This window comes from Vibrio cholerae, from assembly GCF_008369605.1.
GTDB classification, from domain to species: domain Bacteria; phylum Pseudomonadota; class Gammaproteobacteria; order Enterobacterales; family Vibrionaceae; genus Vibrio; species Vibrio cholerae.
Map to the genome: position 1 here is coordinate 1,112,483 of NZ_CP043554.1, position 15,394 is coordinate 1,127,876.

The 15,394-nt window shown below is 38.5% G+C and carries 18 protein-coding genes; 14 read left to right on the forward strand and 4 right to left on the reverse strand.

From position 1 onward, the window contains the following. Window positions 1-17: 17 nt before the first annotated feature. Together F0316_RS05300 and F0316_RS05305 are read right to left on the reverse strand one after the other, a co-directional pair. Window positions 18-1,292: a hypothetical protein gene (locus F0316_RS05300; protein WP_149560265.1), complete on the reverse strand. Its 1,275-nt coding sequence runs from the start codon at window positions 1,290-1,292 to the stop codon at window positions 18-20. A 102-nt stretch (window positions 1,293-1,394) separates the two neighbouring features. Then, window positions 1,395-2,207, reverse strand: a complete 813-nt coding sequence (locus F0316_RS05305) for a substrate-binding domain-containing protein (protein ID WP_001013532.1) — start codon at window positions 2,205-2,207, stop codon at window positions 1,395-1,397. Between the two features lie 239 nt (window positions 2,208-2,446). On the opposite strand from F0316_RS05305, the gene F0316_RS05310 reads away from it, so the two are divergent. The 3 genes from F0316_RS05310 (at window position 2,447) to tnpA (ending at window position 4,053) form a co-directional block, all read left to right on the forward strand. Continuing rightward, window positions 2,447-3,280 (forward strand): hypothetical protein, encoded by an 834-nt coding sequence (locus tag F0316_RS05310; protein ID WP_149560266.1) that lies wholly within the window; start codon window positions 2,447-2,449, stop codon window positions 3,278-3,280. Then, entirely contained in the window at window positions 3,267-3,470 is a 204-nt protein-coding gene (locus F0316_RS05315) for a hypothetical protein (protein ID WP_000903014.1), read from the forward strand. The genes F0316_RS05310 and F0316_RS05315 overlap by 14 nt, the downstream gene beginning before the upstream one ends. A 145-nt stretch (window positions 3,471-3,615) precedes the next feature. Next, entirely contained in the window at window positions 3,616-4,053 is a 438-nt protein-coding gene (gene tnpA / locus F0316_RS05325) for an IS200/IS605-like element IS1004 family transposase (protein ID WP_000503167.1), read from the forward strand. A 60-nt stretch (window positions 4,054-4,113) separates the two neighbouring features. Here tnpA and F0316_RS05330 read toward each other — a convergent pair whose 3' ends face one another. Together F0316_RS05330 and F0316_RS05335 are read right to left on the reverse strand one after the other, a co-directional pair. Beyond that, window positions 4,114-5,154, reverse strand: coding sequence for an IS481-like element ISVvu4 family transposase (locus F0316_RS05330; RefSeq protein ID WP_057569038.1), 1,041 nt, complete (start codon window positions 5,152-5,154; stop codon window positions 4,114-4,116). Window positions 5,155-5,460: 306 nt separating this feature from the next. Next, on the reverse strand, window positions 5,461-7,053 hold the full coding sequence (locus F0316_RS05335; RefSeq protein ID WP_149560267.1) for a WH2 domain-containing protein: 1,593 nt from the start codon (window positions 7,051-7,053) through the stop codon (window positions 5,461-5,463). Window positions 7,054-7,342: 289 nt separating this feature from the next. Here F0316_RS05335 and F0316_RS05340 point away from each other — a divergent pair, with 289 nt between their 5' ends. From F0316_RS05340 to F0316_RS05395, 11 genes are all read left to right on the forward strand, one after another. Further along, window positions 7,343-7,993, forward strand: coding sequence for a hypothetical protein (locus F0316_RS05340; protein WP_172625964.1), 651 nt, complete (start codon window positions 7,343-7,345; stop codon window positions 7,991-7,993). Between the two features lie 141 nt (window positions 7,994-8,134). Further along, entirely contained in the window at window positions 8,135-8,392 is a 258-nt protein-coding gene (locus F0316_RS05345; protein WP_000459889.1) for a hypothetical protein, read from the forward strand. A gap of 1 nt (window position 8,393) precedes the next feature. Continuing rightward, the gene (locus F0316_RS05350) at window positions 8,394-8,927 is read left to right on the forward strand and encodes a type III secretion protein (RefSeq protein WP_000734971.1); all 534 of its coding nucleotides are present in this window, start codon (window positions 8,394-8,396) and stop codon (window positions 8,925-8,927) included. 1 nt (window position 8,928) lies between these two features. After that, window positions 8,929-9,387 carry a hypothetical protein gene (locus tag F0316_RS05355; protein ID WP_000830400.1) on the forward strand — a complete coding sequence of 153 codons (459 nt, stop codon included), beginning with the start codon at window positions 8,929-8,931 and terminating at the stop codon, window positions 9,385-9,387. Between the two features lie 29 nt (window positions 9,388-9,416). Then, window positions 9,417-9,902, forward strand: a complete 486-nt coding sequence (locus F0316_RS05360) for a hypothetical protein (RefSeq protein ID WP_001001655.1) — start codon at window positions 9,417-9,419, stop codon at window positions 9,900-9,902. 11 nt (window positions 9,903-9,913) lie between these two features. Further along, window positions 9,914-11,077 (forward strand): molecular chaperone, encoded by a 1,164-nt coding sequence (locus tag F0316_RS05365; RefSeq protein ID WP_149560268.1) that lies wholly within the window; start codon window positions 9,914-9,916, stop codon window positions 11,075-11,077. A 19-nt stretch (window positions 11,078-11,096) separates the two neighbouring features. Further along, entirely contained in the window at window positions 11,097-12,269 is a 1,173-nt protein-coding gene (locus F0316_RS05370) for a molecular chaperone (RefSeq protein ID WP_149560269.1), read from the forward strand. 356 nt (window positions 12,270-12,625) lie between these two features. After that, window positions 12,626-13,675 (forward strand): type III secretion system translocator protein VopB2, encoded by a 1,050-nt coding sequence (gene vopB2, locus F0316_RS05380; RefSeq protein WP_000858304.1) that lies wholly within the window; start codon window positions 12,626-12,628, stop codon window positions 13,673-13,675. A 10-nt stretch (window positions 13,676-13,685) separates the two neighbouring features. Further along, complete coding sequence (locus F0316_RS05385; RefSeq protein WP_000026208.1) at window positions 13,686-14,411, forward strand: hypothetical protein; 726 nt, start codon at window positions 13,686-13,688, stop codon at window positions 14,409-14,411. Window positions 14,412-14,455: 44 nt separating this feature from the next. After that, on the forward strand, window positions 14,456-15,058 hold the full coding sequence (locus F0316_RS05390) for a hypothetical protein (protein WP_001246761.1): 603 nt from the start codon (window positions 14,456-14,458) through the stop codon (window positions 15,056-15,058). Then, the gene (locus F0316_RS05395) at window positions 15,000-15,392 is read left to right on the forward strand and encodes a hypothetical protein (protein ID WP_000680188.1); all 393 of its coding nucleotides are present in this window, start codon (window positions 15,000-15,002) and stop codon (window positions 15,390-15,392) included. Before F0316_RS05390 ends, F0316_RS05395 begins: the two co-directional genes overlap by 59 nt. Window positions 15,393-15,394 lie beyond the last annotated feature (2 nt).

A 15,394-nucleotide genomic window follows, 5' to 3' on the forward strand; every position in this document is an offset into this window, starting at 1 on the left:
TGGAGTAGTGTAGAAAACTAACTTTTTGTGAGTGATCTATTTAAGTGTGAAGGTAAACAACTCTCATTAAAACGCCAATGTGTTGCTCCTAAGACTGCAACATCATAATATTCATTTGATAGATTTTTAAATTCATCATTGTTAAATATTGACTCTGGTAAAGACTCCATAAAGGAACCTGGTTTATATGGAATTCCAACTTTTTCCGCCACAGCCATAACTTCATGATAGCTATGCATTCCTCCACCAACCAAATACCCTAAGATAGCGGCACAGTATTGTTTCTTTAACTCTGTAGTTTGAAGTTGTCCGAATGCTTCTGCAGCCTGAAATAAGGTTCCCGTCGTACCGGATATACCTGCACCAAATAACAAATTTCTTGTATCTAAGTCATCGTAATAGTCATTAGCTTGAGGATGACTCAGTCTTTTCTCATCACGTATGAACATATCTATTGCGCGTTGTCTGGACTGTACTTTTTCCGGTTGATTTAGATGTGAGTCAGAGGGTAATAAACCAATAGTTTCACAAGGAAGGACTGGAGATTTTTTACGTATTCTTCCTCTGGTCTGAGGATCATCGAACCAGTCTTGTCGAACAGTTTCTGCTAATGAAAGGTATTTTTCTCTTTGCTCACATTCATAAGATAGTAATACCTTTCTTCCGATAGCATCATGTATGGCTAATTTTTGTTCTATTGTCCCAGTTTTAAGAGTCTGAAGAATAGTTTTTAAGACATCTTCCGAATCGATGGATTCTACATTATCCAATGATATACGACCAAAACTGGAACGACCATTCGTCCAAAAATAGTGGCCAATTGTTTTTTTTATGAAATCTGAAAAGACCCTACCGTTTTCGATATGTTTTAATTGAATAAAATTGATAATGCCTGCTGATACATTGTCAACAGCATCTTTTGTGATAGACGGCTCTTTGAGTATTAGAGAAGTAAGCAATGACTGATATTCTTTTTGGCGAGATAAACTAGTCTGACAATCGTATGGCTTTAATCTTACTCCATCAACATTATGGTTGAAGCCGAGATGCTCGCCATAATTTGAATAAATAACTTTTCTTTCATCTGTTATAGCGTATGGAACAAAACATCGTCCATCAGTACAAATTCGATTTATATTCTTTAATACTCTGGAGTGATTTTCAAAGGAAAGTAAAAGAAAGGGCCCTTTCGGGTTTTCGATGTTTTTTATCATTAAACCTGATTGTGGATTTTCATTTTGTGACTGAGAGTTATCAATACGATTATGATGCGAGTGTACAGATTTTAGCATAGATAAATCCTATAAAAAACGACTTCCATGTCGTTAATTAGCCATGTCCATAATAGCGGATATAGGGCGACGACGTTAAAAACACAACATCACTAGGAGATATTATTTCCCGATATTATACTTTTGGAAAATATCAAAAGCTTCTTTGCTTGACAGATAATCATAAAAAGCTGTGGCTTCTTCTGATGCACCTTGCTTTATAGTAACATTGAGATCACGATATATTACACGATCTGGTTCAATTTCAATCATGTCAGCTTTTTCTGTATTAGCATGATACCATTCTGGCCAAGTGATCCACGCATCTGCTTTTTCTTGTTGTTGACTACCTAGGAATGCTTTAGCAGCTGCGCCACTGCCTGATGCTTGATAAACAATTTTCGAACGAAACTTCTCAACATCTTCAAGCTTACCTTTCCTACCAACGATGTCCTCCCAAAGTGCAGTAGCAGACGTTACAGATTTAAGTGTCTGATTATTAACTACAATTTTTTTGACTTCTGGATTGTTAATTAAATCTTCAATTCCATGTATATGTTTAGGGTTACCCTTTTGAACTAAAATGACAGCAGGTCTTAAATAGATAGATTTACTAAGTTTCGACGTAAAGCCGTACTTCTTGAACTCATCTTCTAAGACGGCATAATAGTTTTCAGATGTCCCCCATAGAATATCTGCAGGGCCTGTATTGCAGCTTTTATCTAGTCCTTTCGCACAACTTTCCCAAGTTGTATATGGTCCTGGATTAATATTAATTTTGATGTCTTTAAACCGATCATTTTCTTTAAATTTTTGTACTATTTCATTTAATGCATGGTGAGGGCCGCCAGCACCATATAGATTTATTTCGGCAGAAATGACCGAATGGCTTACTGATAAAGAAAACAAACTAAGAGCTAATAGCTTACCGTTCATCGACTACTCCTATAGCACATATTCAATTCACTGATGAGCGAAGTTTCACTTAGTTTTGATCAAAATCATAGAATAACAAAAGTGAATATTTTTGTAGTTTTGCGTCGAGCATTTCTGCATCTTTTTCTTTGAAATTACCCTTGGCGTCTTTTGTATTCATGTTATTTCAGTTTTTGTCAGGTTGTTGTTCTGTACAATTACACGCGTAAAAATATGTACTTCATTATAGGTGAGAATGTATGCCGATAATATCTAGTATACCATTAAGATATACTTTGGGTATGAGCGTGACTACAAGCACGATTGACAGTTTTGCTAAAGATATAAAATCAATAACACAACAATTAGATGAAGATAAAAATAAAAAATTGATTTCCATGATGGAAAGATACCTCTGTCGTGGGAGAAATGGTATAAAAAAAGAAAAAATTAATAATATTTTATCGAATATTAATAATGGACCCCCCCCAAAAAACGTCTTAGATTCAATCATTTCTGAACATGCAATTCCTTGTTGTCTATCATTGTTGGAAGAGGGCGTGTCTTCAGGAAGGATAAGTAAATTTGAAGGTACACATAGAATTGTCTATATCGATGATGATACTGGGTTCGGTCTGAAAATTTTAAAAAATGACAGCTCATGGTCCAAATGCTTTGCTGCTGATCTCCGACTAAACGAACTTTATCAAGATAAGAGATTTTATTCTGGTAGGTACGCAGCCTTTTCAAACTATAAAATAGTGCATATAGAAGATGACGTTTTTGATGGCAAGTTTATAAAAGCAATTTTCTTCAGGAAAATTCCTGGTTGTGAGCCATTGAGTAGATGGGATCAAATACCACTGTCAATACTCTTGAAATTAGAGTCTATGGGATTCATGCCTTTTGATATAAAACCAGATAACTTTGTTAAAGTTAAAAATGATAATGACCAATACGAGTATGTTCCTATCGATGCTAAGTTAATTGGAAAAATTAATACAGGTAGTTTTAGAACGGTAAGGGTTTTAGAACTACGTGAACAACAAGGTCCATATTGTTATTCAGGGAAATATGTAGATGTTGCACAATGATCTTAAAAGACTTAAAAATCGAGTGAAAAGAATTCGGCAGGAAGTCAAAGATTCTATTGAAATGGATAGGGATATAAGCGTTATTAACCAAAAGCTAGAAAAATTAGATGCGGCCCAAAAACAATATGAAAGAGCTTATGCATTTTGGTTTCAATCTAAAATTTCTAATTCATACACGGTAATACATTAAAAAAAGCCCCTTTTGGGGCTTTTTATTGTCATCCCTAAACCACCGCTTTTAGCGGTGGTGATTGTCCCTAGGGGCTTTTGCCCGAAAATGCGCCCATGTTAGAAGACAAACTCTTATTCACCATAAGTAAGAGGATTCAAATAACATGGGTGACTACAGAAGTTCATCACACGTCTATTGGCGTTGCAAATATCATATCGTTTGGACACCAAAATTTCGTTTTAAGATCTTAAAAGGTAATGTAGCCAAAGAGCTAAATCGTTCGATCTACATTCTTTGTAATATGAAAGATTGTGAAGTTTTGGAACTCAATGTTCAGCCAGATCATGTCCACTTAGTTGCGATAATTCCGCCCAAAGTATCGATTTCGACGTTGATGGGAGTTTTAAAGGGTAGGAGTGCAATTAGGCTATTCAACAAGTTTCGACATATCAGGAAAAAGTTATGGGGAAATCATTTTTGGGCGCGAGGCTATTTTGTGGATACGGTAGGTGTAAATGAAGAAATCATTAGACGGTATGTACGGCATCAAGACAAAAAAGAGCTTGAGCAAGAGCAGCAGTTAGAGTTATTGAGAGACTAACATGTACTAATTCAGACCTGATCTGACAGTTACCCACTTTTCGACTTGGTGCCTGTCAGATTATATCTGGGCTAGATTCTTTTCAGCCCAGATTGATTTCCCATCCTTTAATGTTTCTATCGGCGTTCTGCCACAGCACATTTTTCCTTGATGAGTACGGTGATTGTTGTAGTAGTCCATCCATTCGTCCAGATCTTTCTGCAACTCTTCGATAAAACCATACAGTTTCTTTCTGAATGTCACTTGGTAGAACTCATTCAATATGGTCTTGTGGAAGCGCTCGCAGATACCATTTGTTTGTGGTGACATCGCTTTAGTTTTCGTGTGGTCGATATCATTAATGGCTAGGTAGAGCTGGTAATCGTGCTGTTCAACACGACCACAGTATTCAGTGCCTCGGTCAGTCAAGATTCGCAGCATTGGCAGTTCATGCGCCTCAAAGAACGGTAGAACCTTATCATTCAACATATCCGCTGCTGTGATTGGTGTTTTCGTTGTGTAGAGCTTGGCAAAGGCGACTTTACTGTAGGTATCAACGAAGGTTTGTTGATAGATGCGCCCAACACCTTTCAAGTTGCCAACATAGAACGTGTCTTGAGAGCCGAGATAACCTGGATGCGCTGTTTCTATCTCACCACAAGCCTCATCATCGTGCTTCTTACGCTCAAGAGCCGCGACTTGCTCGTCCGTTAGGATAATACCGTTCTCTGCGACCTGTTTCTCCAGTGCGATAAGACGTTTCTTGAAGTTCTCTAGGTCATTGCGAAGCCAGATTGAGCGTACGCCACTTGGAGAGATAAACACCCCCAGTTTACGTAATTCATTACTCGTTCTAACTTGTCCATGAGCTGGGAAGTCGATGGCGTATTTGATAACGGCTTGCTCAGTTTCACTATCAACACGGTTCTTTAAGTTCGGTGCTCTTCGGCTCTGGTTAATCAGAGCATCAATACCGCCCGTCTCAACCAACTCTTGATAACGGTAGAAAGTATCTCTTGATACCCCCATAACCTTACAGGCTCTAGATACATTACCGAGTTCTTCTGCAAGATTGAGAAGGCCCGCTTTGTGTTTGATGATTGGATTGCTAGTATGAAGCATGAGAGTTACCTCTTTTTGTCTTTGACTAGTGATTAAGCACCTTTAATCAAAGTGGGTAACTCTCTTCTTTTCAAATTGAAGTGTCAGATCTAGTCGGAACTAATACAACTAACAGCGTCGTGGCCCCCTTTTAGGGGGCTTATATTAAAACCGCCTTCTAAGAAGGCGGATTTTTTTATCCCCTCCTACTTGAAGCTGCAGCGGTGTTAGCTACGTTCGTTCACCCCAATCACATAGTTTGCCTATGCTCATGGGGATTCACTTACTTGCCGACTACCTGCAACGCCAAGTTGTTTGGGTATACTCCTATTTTGTAGTAAGTGCTGCCAATTGAGCTTCTAGTTGTGCAACACGGCTTGTCAAACCTAAGTAGCTATATCCTGAAAATCCCATGGCTAAGTTTTCCTTCATGAAACGAGCAATATCTTGCTGCGCGGTATCACCACTTTGAATTGAACTATAAAAAGCAAGACGCAGAGCAATAAATGCCGCTTTGCCGTTTTGTTCTGCAAAACCTTCCATACAAGGCAATTCACTAAACACTTTGAAAGTTGCTGATTTTACATTGCTTGAGAGCAATGCAGACTTTTGTTCAGCAGTCATTACAGAGCGTGCAGCATTAATTGCGCTTTCCAGAATCGCTTCACCTTTTTTCAACTCATTGGTGCCTTTTGCATCAATAGTGCTAAATAGGCGGTTACGACCAGCCTGTAGACGTTTGAGCGCGACATCAATAACAGAGCTTGGTCCGGCTTTGGGGGATTCTGGAGATGCTACGTCAGCGGATTTGTAACAGTCTGGGAACTTCAAGATTTCATCACAAAAAGCCTTGACATATTCTGGTGCTTGTTCAAGTTGACTTTTCAGTGAAGTTGCTTGTGTTGACCCCTTAGTCTGTTCCGCGATGACTTGCATCCAATCGATATCAGCAGCTTTAAATAGATAGTCTGCTAGTGAGTCTGCAAGGGTATTTAATTCCGTTTCACTGAGTTTAGGACTTAAGTTGAACATCTCGTCAGATAGCAGTAGATCATATGCTTCAGGCATTGATGATTCAGCTACTGTCGGTTGAGATACATTCAACGTTTCTGACGACCCCGCTTTACGTAGTCGATCTTTAGAGAACCCAGCAATCTCAGATAATAGTGCACTACGGCCATCAGTAGGTTTGCTAGCAAATGCTGCAGGCAGTGGCGGTGGCACAGGAATATCTGATGTGCTTACTTTTTTTAGTTTAGCTCCATGATTAATGAGTTCCTTCATCAACTTCGAATGGGGATCTGATGCGCTTTTTTCGGTCGAAGATGATTTCGGGGTTGCTCTTAATTTTACACCTTGGCGAATTTCTTCCATTAACTTGGAACGATTATCGCTAGTCTGCGCTACAGACTCCGTTGTGGCTTTTTGTTTAGGTAGTCCTGGAGCCGTAGGAATATTACCAGCGCTAGGAAGTGGCGGTGCTGGTGGGATATTCCCTGGCAGTGGTGGCGCAGGTGGAATTGAGCCATCTTGTTTTACGATTAACTCAGAACTGGATTCGATAGTGACAAAAACAGAGTCATTATCTTCCAAATTGACGGCAGTCAAATCCTCATGAGATGAACTTGATGAAAGCACGTCACTGGTAAGCAATGAGCGTGATGAGCCAAGTTCACTATCACTTTTTGTTAATGAAGATTCACGAACAGTAGTTGTTGCTTGTTCAACAATCTGCTTTTTGCTTACTGTGTGCTCTTTAAGCTCTTGGCTAAAGCGGCGGCATTTCTCAGCAAGAGTGTGAAGCTTCTTACTGAGAGACTTATTGCAAATAGACTTGATTGAGATTTTAAGAGATGAGCGTTGTGCCATGTCACTGGTAGACATGACGTTCGCTTGTTGGGATACGCTAATTTTAAACATAGAGACTCCTCTGTTTAGTTACAGGAGTAGTCTAGCTCGCTGATTTTCTCAAAAGCACCATACTTTTTGTGATATAGGAGAGAAAAATCATGATGTTGGATTTTTGTAAGTAATGGCCCTTGTGAAAAATGTCGAAAGATAGCGAGGATGGTCGGATCACTTTCGGATAAAATGCATTTGACTTTCACGATCTTTCATGAAGCTTTTTATCGTGTTGCAGCTAAAATCAATGTCAACAAAGGAGAGGCGATCTATAGAAGCCTCAAAATTAAAGTAGATTGAAAGAGATATGAGCAACATGATGAAAATAAATAACATTGAGCATAGTAATGTCGGGCTGCAACCCACAACAGAAACGACAAAACCTAACTTAGAAATTCGCGCTATAGAACATACCTCTAAACGGTTCGACTTTAGCTTTCTAAAGTCGAGCAAATCCTACAATGTGCATCGCTTGGAGCAACAACAGTACGAGCGCGAATACCGATTGATCGAAAAAGCCAGCATTTATGGACGTCGCGATGTCTCAAAACAGCTATCGCATGTCAATATTCGTACAACTCCAGCGGCATTTTCACCAACCCCTAATGAGATTGGGACTCACATCTTAGCAAGATTAGGCTCCCAATCTGCGTATTGTGATGAAGGCGTGATCTCAATTAAAGGCTCAACGCTACAAGCTGCGATTGCTGTTAATCGTGACAAGCAAGAGATTGTGCTCGTTTTAAATCGAGATCAAAAAGCAACGGGCATTAAATCTTGGTTAAATAAAGCAACGAAATCACAGAGCGATTACCTATACGCCAGCAATATTGCTCAAGTACTAGTTAAAGTTCGTAATAAATGCTACAGCAGCTACGCGATTACAATTACGGGTGAGCATAAGGAGAGTAAGCTGATTAAGTATGCGTTAGAGTCTGCATTTAAGGTGAAAAGTTAATCGTTCTGCCCCAGTGTTCCGGGCAAATTAGTAAAAAGGTGAATCAGACGACATTCAGTTTGATTCACCTTTTCTCATTAGAGAGGTGAGGAAAGTTGAAGTAATGTGCGCCTATTCAAAACCAGACAGATGAGGGCAAAGATGTTTGATCTAGGTATCCAAGGTATTGATGTAACACAACCGTCAGTAATGGAGAAAACATACAACAGTGTTGGTGAAAGTTTTGAGCAAATACTCGCCACTATTGATTCTATTGAATCTAGTGGTGGTGGTATGTCGGCAGTGGATGCTTTACGTCTACAACAAGAAGTATTCCATTACTCAATATATCAAGAGACGGTTAGCAAGATAGCGGCAAAAGCGGCTAACGCAATCAATGAGGTGATGAAGGCGCAATAAAATGAAAAAACTATTACTTTTGATTTTTGCTCTGATCGTCTCAGGTTGTAGCGAATCTGGGATGACTCAGGTAGCAAAGTTTGAATCGGCAGATCTCTCTAACAAAGTGATCGTGCTGCTGAATAAAAATCAGGTCAACGCTAAGCTAACCCAACTAAAAGATGGGTATGGTGTATTAGTTGATGATGCTCAAGAAATGAAAGCTCGTGAGCTATTGGCGTATTACAACTTTTACTTTGAGCGAGAAGATCTCAATGACTTGCTTGAGTCGAAGTTTGCTAGCTTAAGTAAACTTGAGATGGTTAAAAGTAATTTCTTACAAAGTAGAGAGATCTACAACAAGCTCAGCATTATGCCTAACATCTTGCGAGTTAGCGTTGTCGTTACAGGAGAAAAAGCCAAAAGGATTTCGGTATTAATTTTGAGTCTGAGTGAGATTTCTGCTGAGAACAAAAGTAATATCGAACGTTTTTTGAAAGGGGTCTTAAACGAAGAGGATAAGCTAACCATTAGCTATTTTGTACAGGCGGTGTAAGTTGAAAAGATCTGAAAAATGGTACTTTAAACTTAAGCACCATTGCTTAGCCAAAGAGCGTTTAACGGCCGAGCAGTTTGAGGTACTCACAGGATTAACTCAAACGGAGATCGAGTGTTATTTTAAACAATCAAGTCGACATATTAAAAAGCGCTTACTCCGTTTAGGTAAAGTGGTGCGATATCAAAAAAGTAAACAAGCTGAAATAAGTTCTGATTGGCTAACGCTTCGCCGTGAGTTAGGGCAAAAGCTATGTCTGTATTCTGATGCGATAGGTATACAAAGAGTTACCCAAGAAGCGCATGACCTTGAATATGGTTTAGCACTGCTTGCCTCTATTGATCGTAGGAAAGCGATTATTTGGTCAATTCGTCTGAGAAAGGCAATGCCTGAATTCTCAGTCAAGGTCGCCAGTGTTCCTCGGTTGACACTTTTATTTAATCAGCTTAACAACGATTAAGTAGATAAACATTATAAGAGAGTAATCAAATGAACGAGTTTGAGGTCGAGACACATAAGTTATCTGAAGATTTTTTTGAATTGCTCGAAGGAAAAGTGATTGAAGAGCATATCAATAAAATCAAAAAAGAGAAAAAAATCACAATTGAGATTCTTAAAGAGTTGCTTGATTTGGCTGATTCGCTATACCAAAAATATCAGCTGAAAGAGGCAGAGATTATTTATCTTGCGTATACAGGGCTTTGTCCTTTCGATCATCGTGGACCTGCTAGCTTGGCCTCTATTTATCTAGAACAAGCACAGTTTCAGAAGGCATTGGATATGCTCAATATTGTGAAAACCTATCCAACAGCAGATTTTGATGAAACCTTAGTCAATATGGCATTGTGTCACTATAAGTTAAAGCAATACCTCGAGGCTGCGGCTGTGTTTATTATTATCAAAGCTGAAAAGCTTAATGAATTTAATCAAAAACGTTACGATTTTTTACGTAAACAACTCAATCCTTACTTATAATAGGCTAAGATATGAATGTAAGTATCTATGATTCTCTCTTAAAAAGAGAAAGCATATTAAACAATCCATCTTTAAGTTTGAGCTCAGTATCTACATCGGATATTGATGCTGCTGAAAATGAGTTAGATTCTCTTAGTGAAGATAGTGATTTAATTTTTGTACTTGAAAAACAAAGAGAAGCAGTAAAAGCGGTATCTCCAAGAAATACTGAAACTGATATTAGTAATGCTCTTTTAGGTAGTATCGATGAAGCTGCTTTAGAATTGGAATTACTTAATGCATGGACAGAGGGCGGTGTAAATGTTATAGCTCCAATGCTGGATATGATGCTATCTAATATTACTAATGACGGTAGGATTGAAGGAACGGAAATAGAAGATGTTATACAAATTATTCTAATAGATTTAATGATAAATAACAAAACTGAAGGTATTTCTCAGGATGAAATTGCATGGCTAACTGAGTTTATTGGTAGTGGTGCTCATAAAGATAGGATTGCTGATACAGGGATAACTCAACAAAAACTTATCGATGCGATGAAGAAGGTCTATCAAAAAGGATTAGAGGATGAAAATAGTATTGCCGCGAAAGCCGCTCAGATACTATTTAATACATATGGTCGGGATGTAGAAAATAAAATTTCTGAAGTAATGAATCCAGAAACCTATTGGAGCGATAAAAATGGATTTTATCTAGGTAACGATGGTTACAGTCAGGAAAACGAAATGGGTGATGAGAACTGCACTAGACTCAGTCCAGTTCTGAGGTTAATTGTTTTATCTACTGCAGCTCGTAAAGATAATGATTTAAGCCCAAATGATTGGGATAAAATTTTACAATCCACACCAAAGGAAATCGAAAGAATACTGAATGATAATATTTTTGACTTTATTATTTTGAATACTGGTGATAATAAATGGCAAATATTTAATCCAGAGCAAAGTGGTGGTGCTCATTTTGGCCAGGATCGATGGTGGTTGGATTACATCGGTACAGGGATTGATTTTTCATATCTATCAGAAATATTTGATAAGTTTCCATCAAGGGTTCTTACTGATGATGAACTAAAACAAATAAACCGAATTGGTGATAACGTTAAAATGATAATGCAAACACTGAAATATTGGTTTCAGATTCTTCGGGATGAAAGGGTTGCAATTGCGAGAAATATTTAGTAGTTAATTGGTGTCAATTATGATTGTCCAAAATAATTTTACAAGAAAAATTGATTTAGATTCTGGGTCTTCATTAAGTATAGCTAATGAAGAAGATAGTCTTATTGATAAAGACTATGTTTCTGATTATTCAAATCTATATTCAATTAAACAGGGGCTTGATAATGCAAAATCTGATATTAATCAAGTGATTAGTGATGATTCTAACAAAGAGCAGAGTATTAGTGATGCTCTTTTAGGTTCTATCAATGATGCTGCATTAGAATTAGAGATTCTTAACGGTTGGACTGAAGGAGGAAAAGCAATGTTTTCCTCTATAATTAGTGGAATGTTTGATGAAATCTCAAAAGACGGTATTCAAGGTATTGAATTAGAAGATACTTTGCAGTTGATTATTCTTGAGTTAATGGTTAATTCAGATAAATATGGACTTTCTGAATGGATAAATGATCCAAAAATTAAGCCTTGTATTGAGCACTTATTAGAAAGTATTGGTAGTGGTTCTCATGGCTTACATGAGCATGAGAACCAATGGGATCAGGTAGAAACACTAGCAAAAGCAGCTGGATTCTTATTAAATGAACTTAATAAGAAAGGGCCATTTGATTCAACAACATTATTGGGTAGACTTTTAACTCAATCGGGCTTTGATAATTCTGATGGGATCGAAAAATTATATAATAATATAAATAATAATTATCATCATGGTGATGGTTGGCTAATTTACGATAAAGAACAACAGAATGGTTCCTCAGCAGCTAAAAAGGTAAGTCCTCTGATTGCCATGATGATTATGTCTGATATTCTAAAGATACATCCGGATATTACAAGGGAGGATATGGAAACTTTATTATCCAGAGATATTTCTGGGATTGAAAAAATAATGGCTAATACACTTAAATCACCAGCAAGCATAAAGGAATGGATTAATCGAGATGGTGATAAATGGCAAATTCAAACAGGTGAACACGATAAAGGTGGCCATGGTGGTCAGTTGGATTGGATAGGAAACGGTTTAAACCTAAAAGATCTTGAAAACATTTATAACAACTTCCCTTCACGTGTCTTATCTGATGAAGATATTAAAGAAATCAACCGTATTGGTGATAATGTAAAAATGATCATGCAAACTTTGAAATATTGGTTTCAGATTTTGCGTGACGAACGTGTTGCGATTGCGAGAAACATTTAGTTTCAGGAAAAGTCAGCTTTTTTCATGGGCTGTTATGGTAAGTTTATGAGAAAAGTTGAGAGTAATTTGATTTCCTTGAAATATAAGGACGTTGATAAGGAATAAGATTGGAAGATCAAAAAGAGAAGTTTTATGAGGTATTGAGATCTTTAAATCAACAATGCCTTACTTTAGACGTATTATATCGACGTCGTCGAATTAGTAACCCAGTTAATAAAAGTAAAGAATTCGCGCATCTGCCGAAGTGCGCCACATCTTGTTCAACGTTACAAGATGACTCTAGCGAGGGTGAGTTAAATGTTGTTCTATTTCGCTAGGAATATTCGGTAATCATTAATCGTTAATAGGTAAAGATCATGAAAACATCATTAGTGAATATCGCAGAGAACCAAGAATCTCTGTGGGGTCAAGCTAATAAAGAGATCGAACAAAAGCAGAACCAACCTCAGCAACAAGCTGAAGAGGGTTCTGTTGTACCTGGTCAACCATTGCCAGGCAGTTCGCTATCGTTAAATGACCTTTGGCGTACTATTCGTGAAAGCATGAAGCAAGTTGCGGAATCTGTTTCTGGTGCTGGCCAAGAAAAAGTAGCAACCAAAAAAGGTTTGATTGAGTTACAAAAAGACTCACAAATCGCCATGCTGAACGAGCGTGCTTCTCAACTCGAAGAGCAGAAAAAAGCACAACAAACACAAGGCATTCTTGGCAAAATTGCCATGGCCTTGGGCTTTATTGCCGCGATTATTATGGCTCCTTTTAACCCAGTCATGGCAGCCATCATGATCGGTGGCATGGTTGCAAGCCTCGTTATCCCGAAAATTGCTGACGAAATTATGAAAGCGGCAGGCGTTGATGAAAAAACGCGTGGTATGGTCAAAATGGGGTTAGATATTGCGATTGGCCTTGGCACTATGCTGCTCAGTTTTAACCCAGCTGGTATTGCCTCTTCTGCTGGTAAAGCAATTGCAGGTGGTGCTGCTAAAGCAGCTACGTTGGTGAAGCGCGGTGTCGATGCTGCAAAAACGCTGAAGTCATTTACTGCCATTTCATCAAAAGCGGGAAGCTTAGCTGAGAAGGTTCGTAAAACAGCGCAACCGCTGTTAGATAAGATTCAAGAGTTTGCCAAAGGTGGCCAAATGACGGCTGCACGTATTGGCCAAGCTTCTTCAGTGGGCTCTAACGTAACCTCAGTAGTCAGCACAGGTTATGGTATTAAAACTGCCGATATCTCTAAACAAATGGAAGTCAATCAAGCTAAGCAAGATGAGTTGCAAACACGAATTGAGCAAGTACTAAAAATGCTCGATCAAGCAATGCGCTCCGTTGCTCATTCGTTTGAGTCTCTGATTAAAACAAACGAAGACTACCGTAGCTTTAGCAAAACCATGACTTCAATTCATATGTAAGGAGATAACTATGTCAATTAATGCTGTTAATTCTGTAAATCTAGCGCAACCTATTGTTTCAGAATCTTCTTCTGCTGGTGTCTCTATTGATACTAATCAGTGGAAGGGCTTTGAGAAGTCTGTTGAAAAGATTTCTGAAGGTGGTGTGAGTATGTCTGAGCTGCTGGCTCTACTTGCAGAGATCATTAAAGCTTCTAAAGAGCTTCGTTCTCAAGTGATGAGCAATAAAATTACTGAGGCTAAAGCAACCACAGATCTTGCTGTGCATCTCGCGGCGGATCGTAAGCATGACGCACAAGTGAAATTTGGTATTACCTTGGCGGCGAGTGTGGTCAGCATGGCGATCACATCAGCATCTTCTGTGCGTATGGGGCAAACCAAAACATTGAAAGATAAACACTTGTCTTCAATGTCTGGTGATTCAAACATGCGTGTTGCTGATCTATCGGCTAAAGACATCAATAAGTTTAGCGCTCAGTTGCAACAAAGCCGTACAGCTAAGTACAACACAGTTGCGCAAACTGGCACCATGGCCAACTCCATGGTGGGTAACATCAATGACATGCGAAATGCTGAAGAAGTGAAGCATCAGGAAGAAGGTACTGCAAGCAAGCAACTGAAGGAAAAAGTGGATGCAATGCTTGATGGTTACTTGCAAGACTTAACTCAAGCTGCTGTTAAGTTGAATGAAATTCTGGATGCAATGCAACGGGCAAGTCTGGTTACTAACCGTTAATAGCTTAAAGGAGGAGCGGGTTAGAAACCCGCTCTATTTTTCTTATGCGCAATGTTTCTTTTGTTATGCCATTGAGGGCCGAACGTGTATCTGATGTTTCGAGCCCTAAAAATATTCGCGAAGAAGAGCAAACTAAGCGTGTTCGCGATGTTAAAGAATCGGAAAAACAGGAGAAAAAAAGACATCGGATTTTCCGAATTCGCAAAACGCCGATGACGCCTCAGCAACAGCGTCAATTTGCTAAGTTGCTGAACAGTTATCAACTACGTGCAATGCGTGATTGGTATAGTTTTGCAAGTCAAGTGGATGCTGAGTCACTGAATGATGCTCAGCTATGGATATTACAAGCTGCTAATCAGAGCCAGCATTTGTACCCGAAGTCTGTTCGTAAACAGATTAAAGAATTTTTAAATACGGTAAACATTGACACGGGACAGACTGAAAATCAGCCTGATAGTGAAGCAGTGCAACAATTGGTTGCTTATGAGCACTATTTAGAAGGGTTGATTTCCATGTTGGTTTTGTGTCGACGCTTTGATAAGCGTGAGAAAAAGAATCGAGACAAACTAGGTTATGGTTCATACGACGATGAAGCATTTCAATCTGAAACAGACGACGCTGGATCCCTATCAGATCCTGAAGAGTAAATCGAATCGAATTAGCTGGAATGGTTTATCTGATACCCAACAATATATAGATAAAACAGCCGTCATTGAATGGTTTAGTTTACTTCGTGGTTACTCGGAAGACCTTGTAAAAGCAATTATTGTTGATGGAATTCTGGAAAATGAATTTCATAAGATTACGTTTATATTGAATCTTGTTCAGAGCCCAGAATTTCAATCGATGAGTTCAATGCAAGTTTATCAATTGCTTTACGACTTTGTGTGTAAAACTCCGCAAGGAATCTTGGCTTGGATAGACGAAAAGGACTTTTTAATGAGTCGCGATGTATTAGCTATCTTATCTAGAAATCGTTAAAG

Bases quoted from the DNA above. Each gene is read 5' to 3' on its own strand.
- F0316_RS05315 (WP_000903014.1), top strand. From the start codon at position 3,267: ATGTTGCACAATGATCTTAAAAGACTTAAAAATCGAGTGAAAAGAATT.
- F0316_RS05305 (WP_001013532.1), bottom strand. From the start codon at position 2,207: ATGAACGGTAAGCTATTAGCTCTTAGTTTGTTTTCTTTATCAGTAAGC.
- vopB2 (WP_000858304.1), top strand. From the start codon at position 12,626: ATGAAAACATCATTAGTGAATATCGCAGAGAACCAAGAATCTCTGTGG.
- F0316_RS05350 (WP_000734971.1), top strand. From the start codon at position 8,394: ATGAAAAAACTATTACTTTTGATTTTTGCTCTGATCGTCTCAGGTTGT.
- F0316_RS05370 (WP_149560269.1), top strand. From the start codon at position 11,097: ATGATTGTCCAAAATAATTTTACAAGAAAAATTGATTTAGATTCTGGG.
- F0316_RS05340 (WP_172625964.1), top strand. From the start codon at position 7,343: ATGAGCAACATGATGAAAATAAATAACATTGAGCATAGTAATGTCGGG.
- F0316_RS05310 (WP_149560266.1), top strand. From the start codon at position 2,447: ATGCCGATAATATCTAGTATACCATTAAGATATACTTTGGGTATGAGC.
- F0316_RS05385 (WP_000026208.1), top strand. From the start codon at position 13,686: ATGTCAATTAATGCTGTTAATTCTGTAAATCTAGCGCAACCTATTGTT.
- F0316_RS05335 (WP_149560267.1), bottom strand. From the start codon at position 7,053: ATGTTTAAAATTAGCGTATCCCAACAAGCGAACGTCATGTCTACCAGT.
- F0316_RS05390 (WP_001246761.1), top strand. From the start codon at position 14,456: ATGCGCAATGTTTCTTTTGTTATGCCATTGAGGGCCGAACGTGTATCT.
- F0316_RS05395 (WP_000680188.1), top strand. From the start codon at position 15,000: ATGAAGCATTTCAATCTGAAACAGACGACGCTGGATCCCTATCAGATC.
- F0316_RS05330 (WP_057569038.1), bottom strand. From the start codon at position 5,154: ATGCTTCATACTAGCAATCCAATCATCAAACACAAAGCGGGCCTTCTC.
- F0316_RS05360 (WP_001001655.1), top strand. From the start codon at position 9,417: ATGAACGAGTTTGAGGTCGAGACACATAAGTTATCTGAAGATTTTTTT.
- tnpA (WP_000503167.1), top strand. From the start codon at position 3,616: ATGGGTGACTACAGAAGTTCATCACACGTCTATTGGCGTTGCAAATAT.
- F0316_RS05345 (WP_000459889.1), top strand. From the start codon at position 8,135: ATGTTTGATCTAGGTATCCAAGGTATTGATGTAACACAACCGTCAGTA.
- F0316_RS05300 (WP_149560265.1), bottom strand. From the start codon at position 1,292: ATGCTAAAATCTGTACACTCGCATCATAATCGTATTGATAACTCTCAG.
- F0316_RS05365 (WP_149560268.1), top strand. From the start codon at position 9,914: ATGAATGTAAGTATCTATGATTCTCTCTTAAAAAGAGAAAGCATATTA.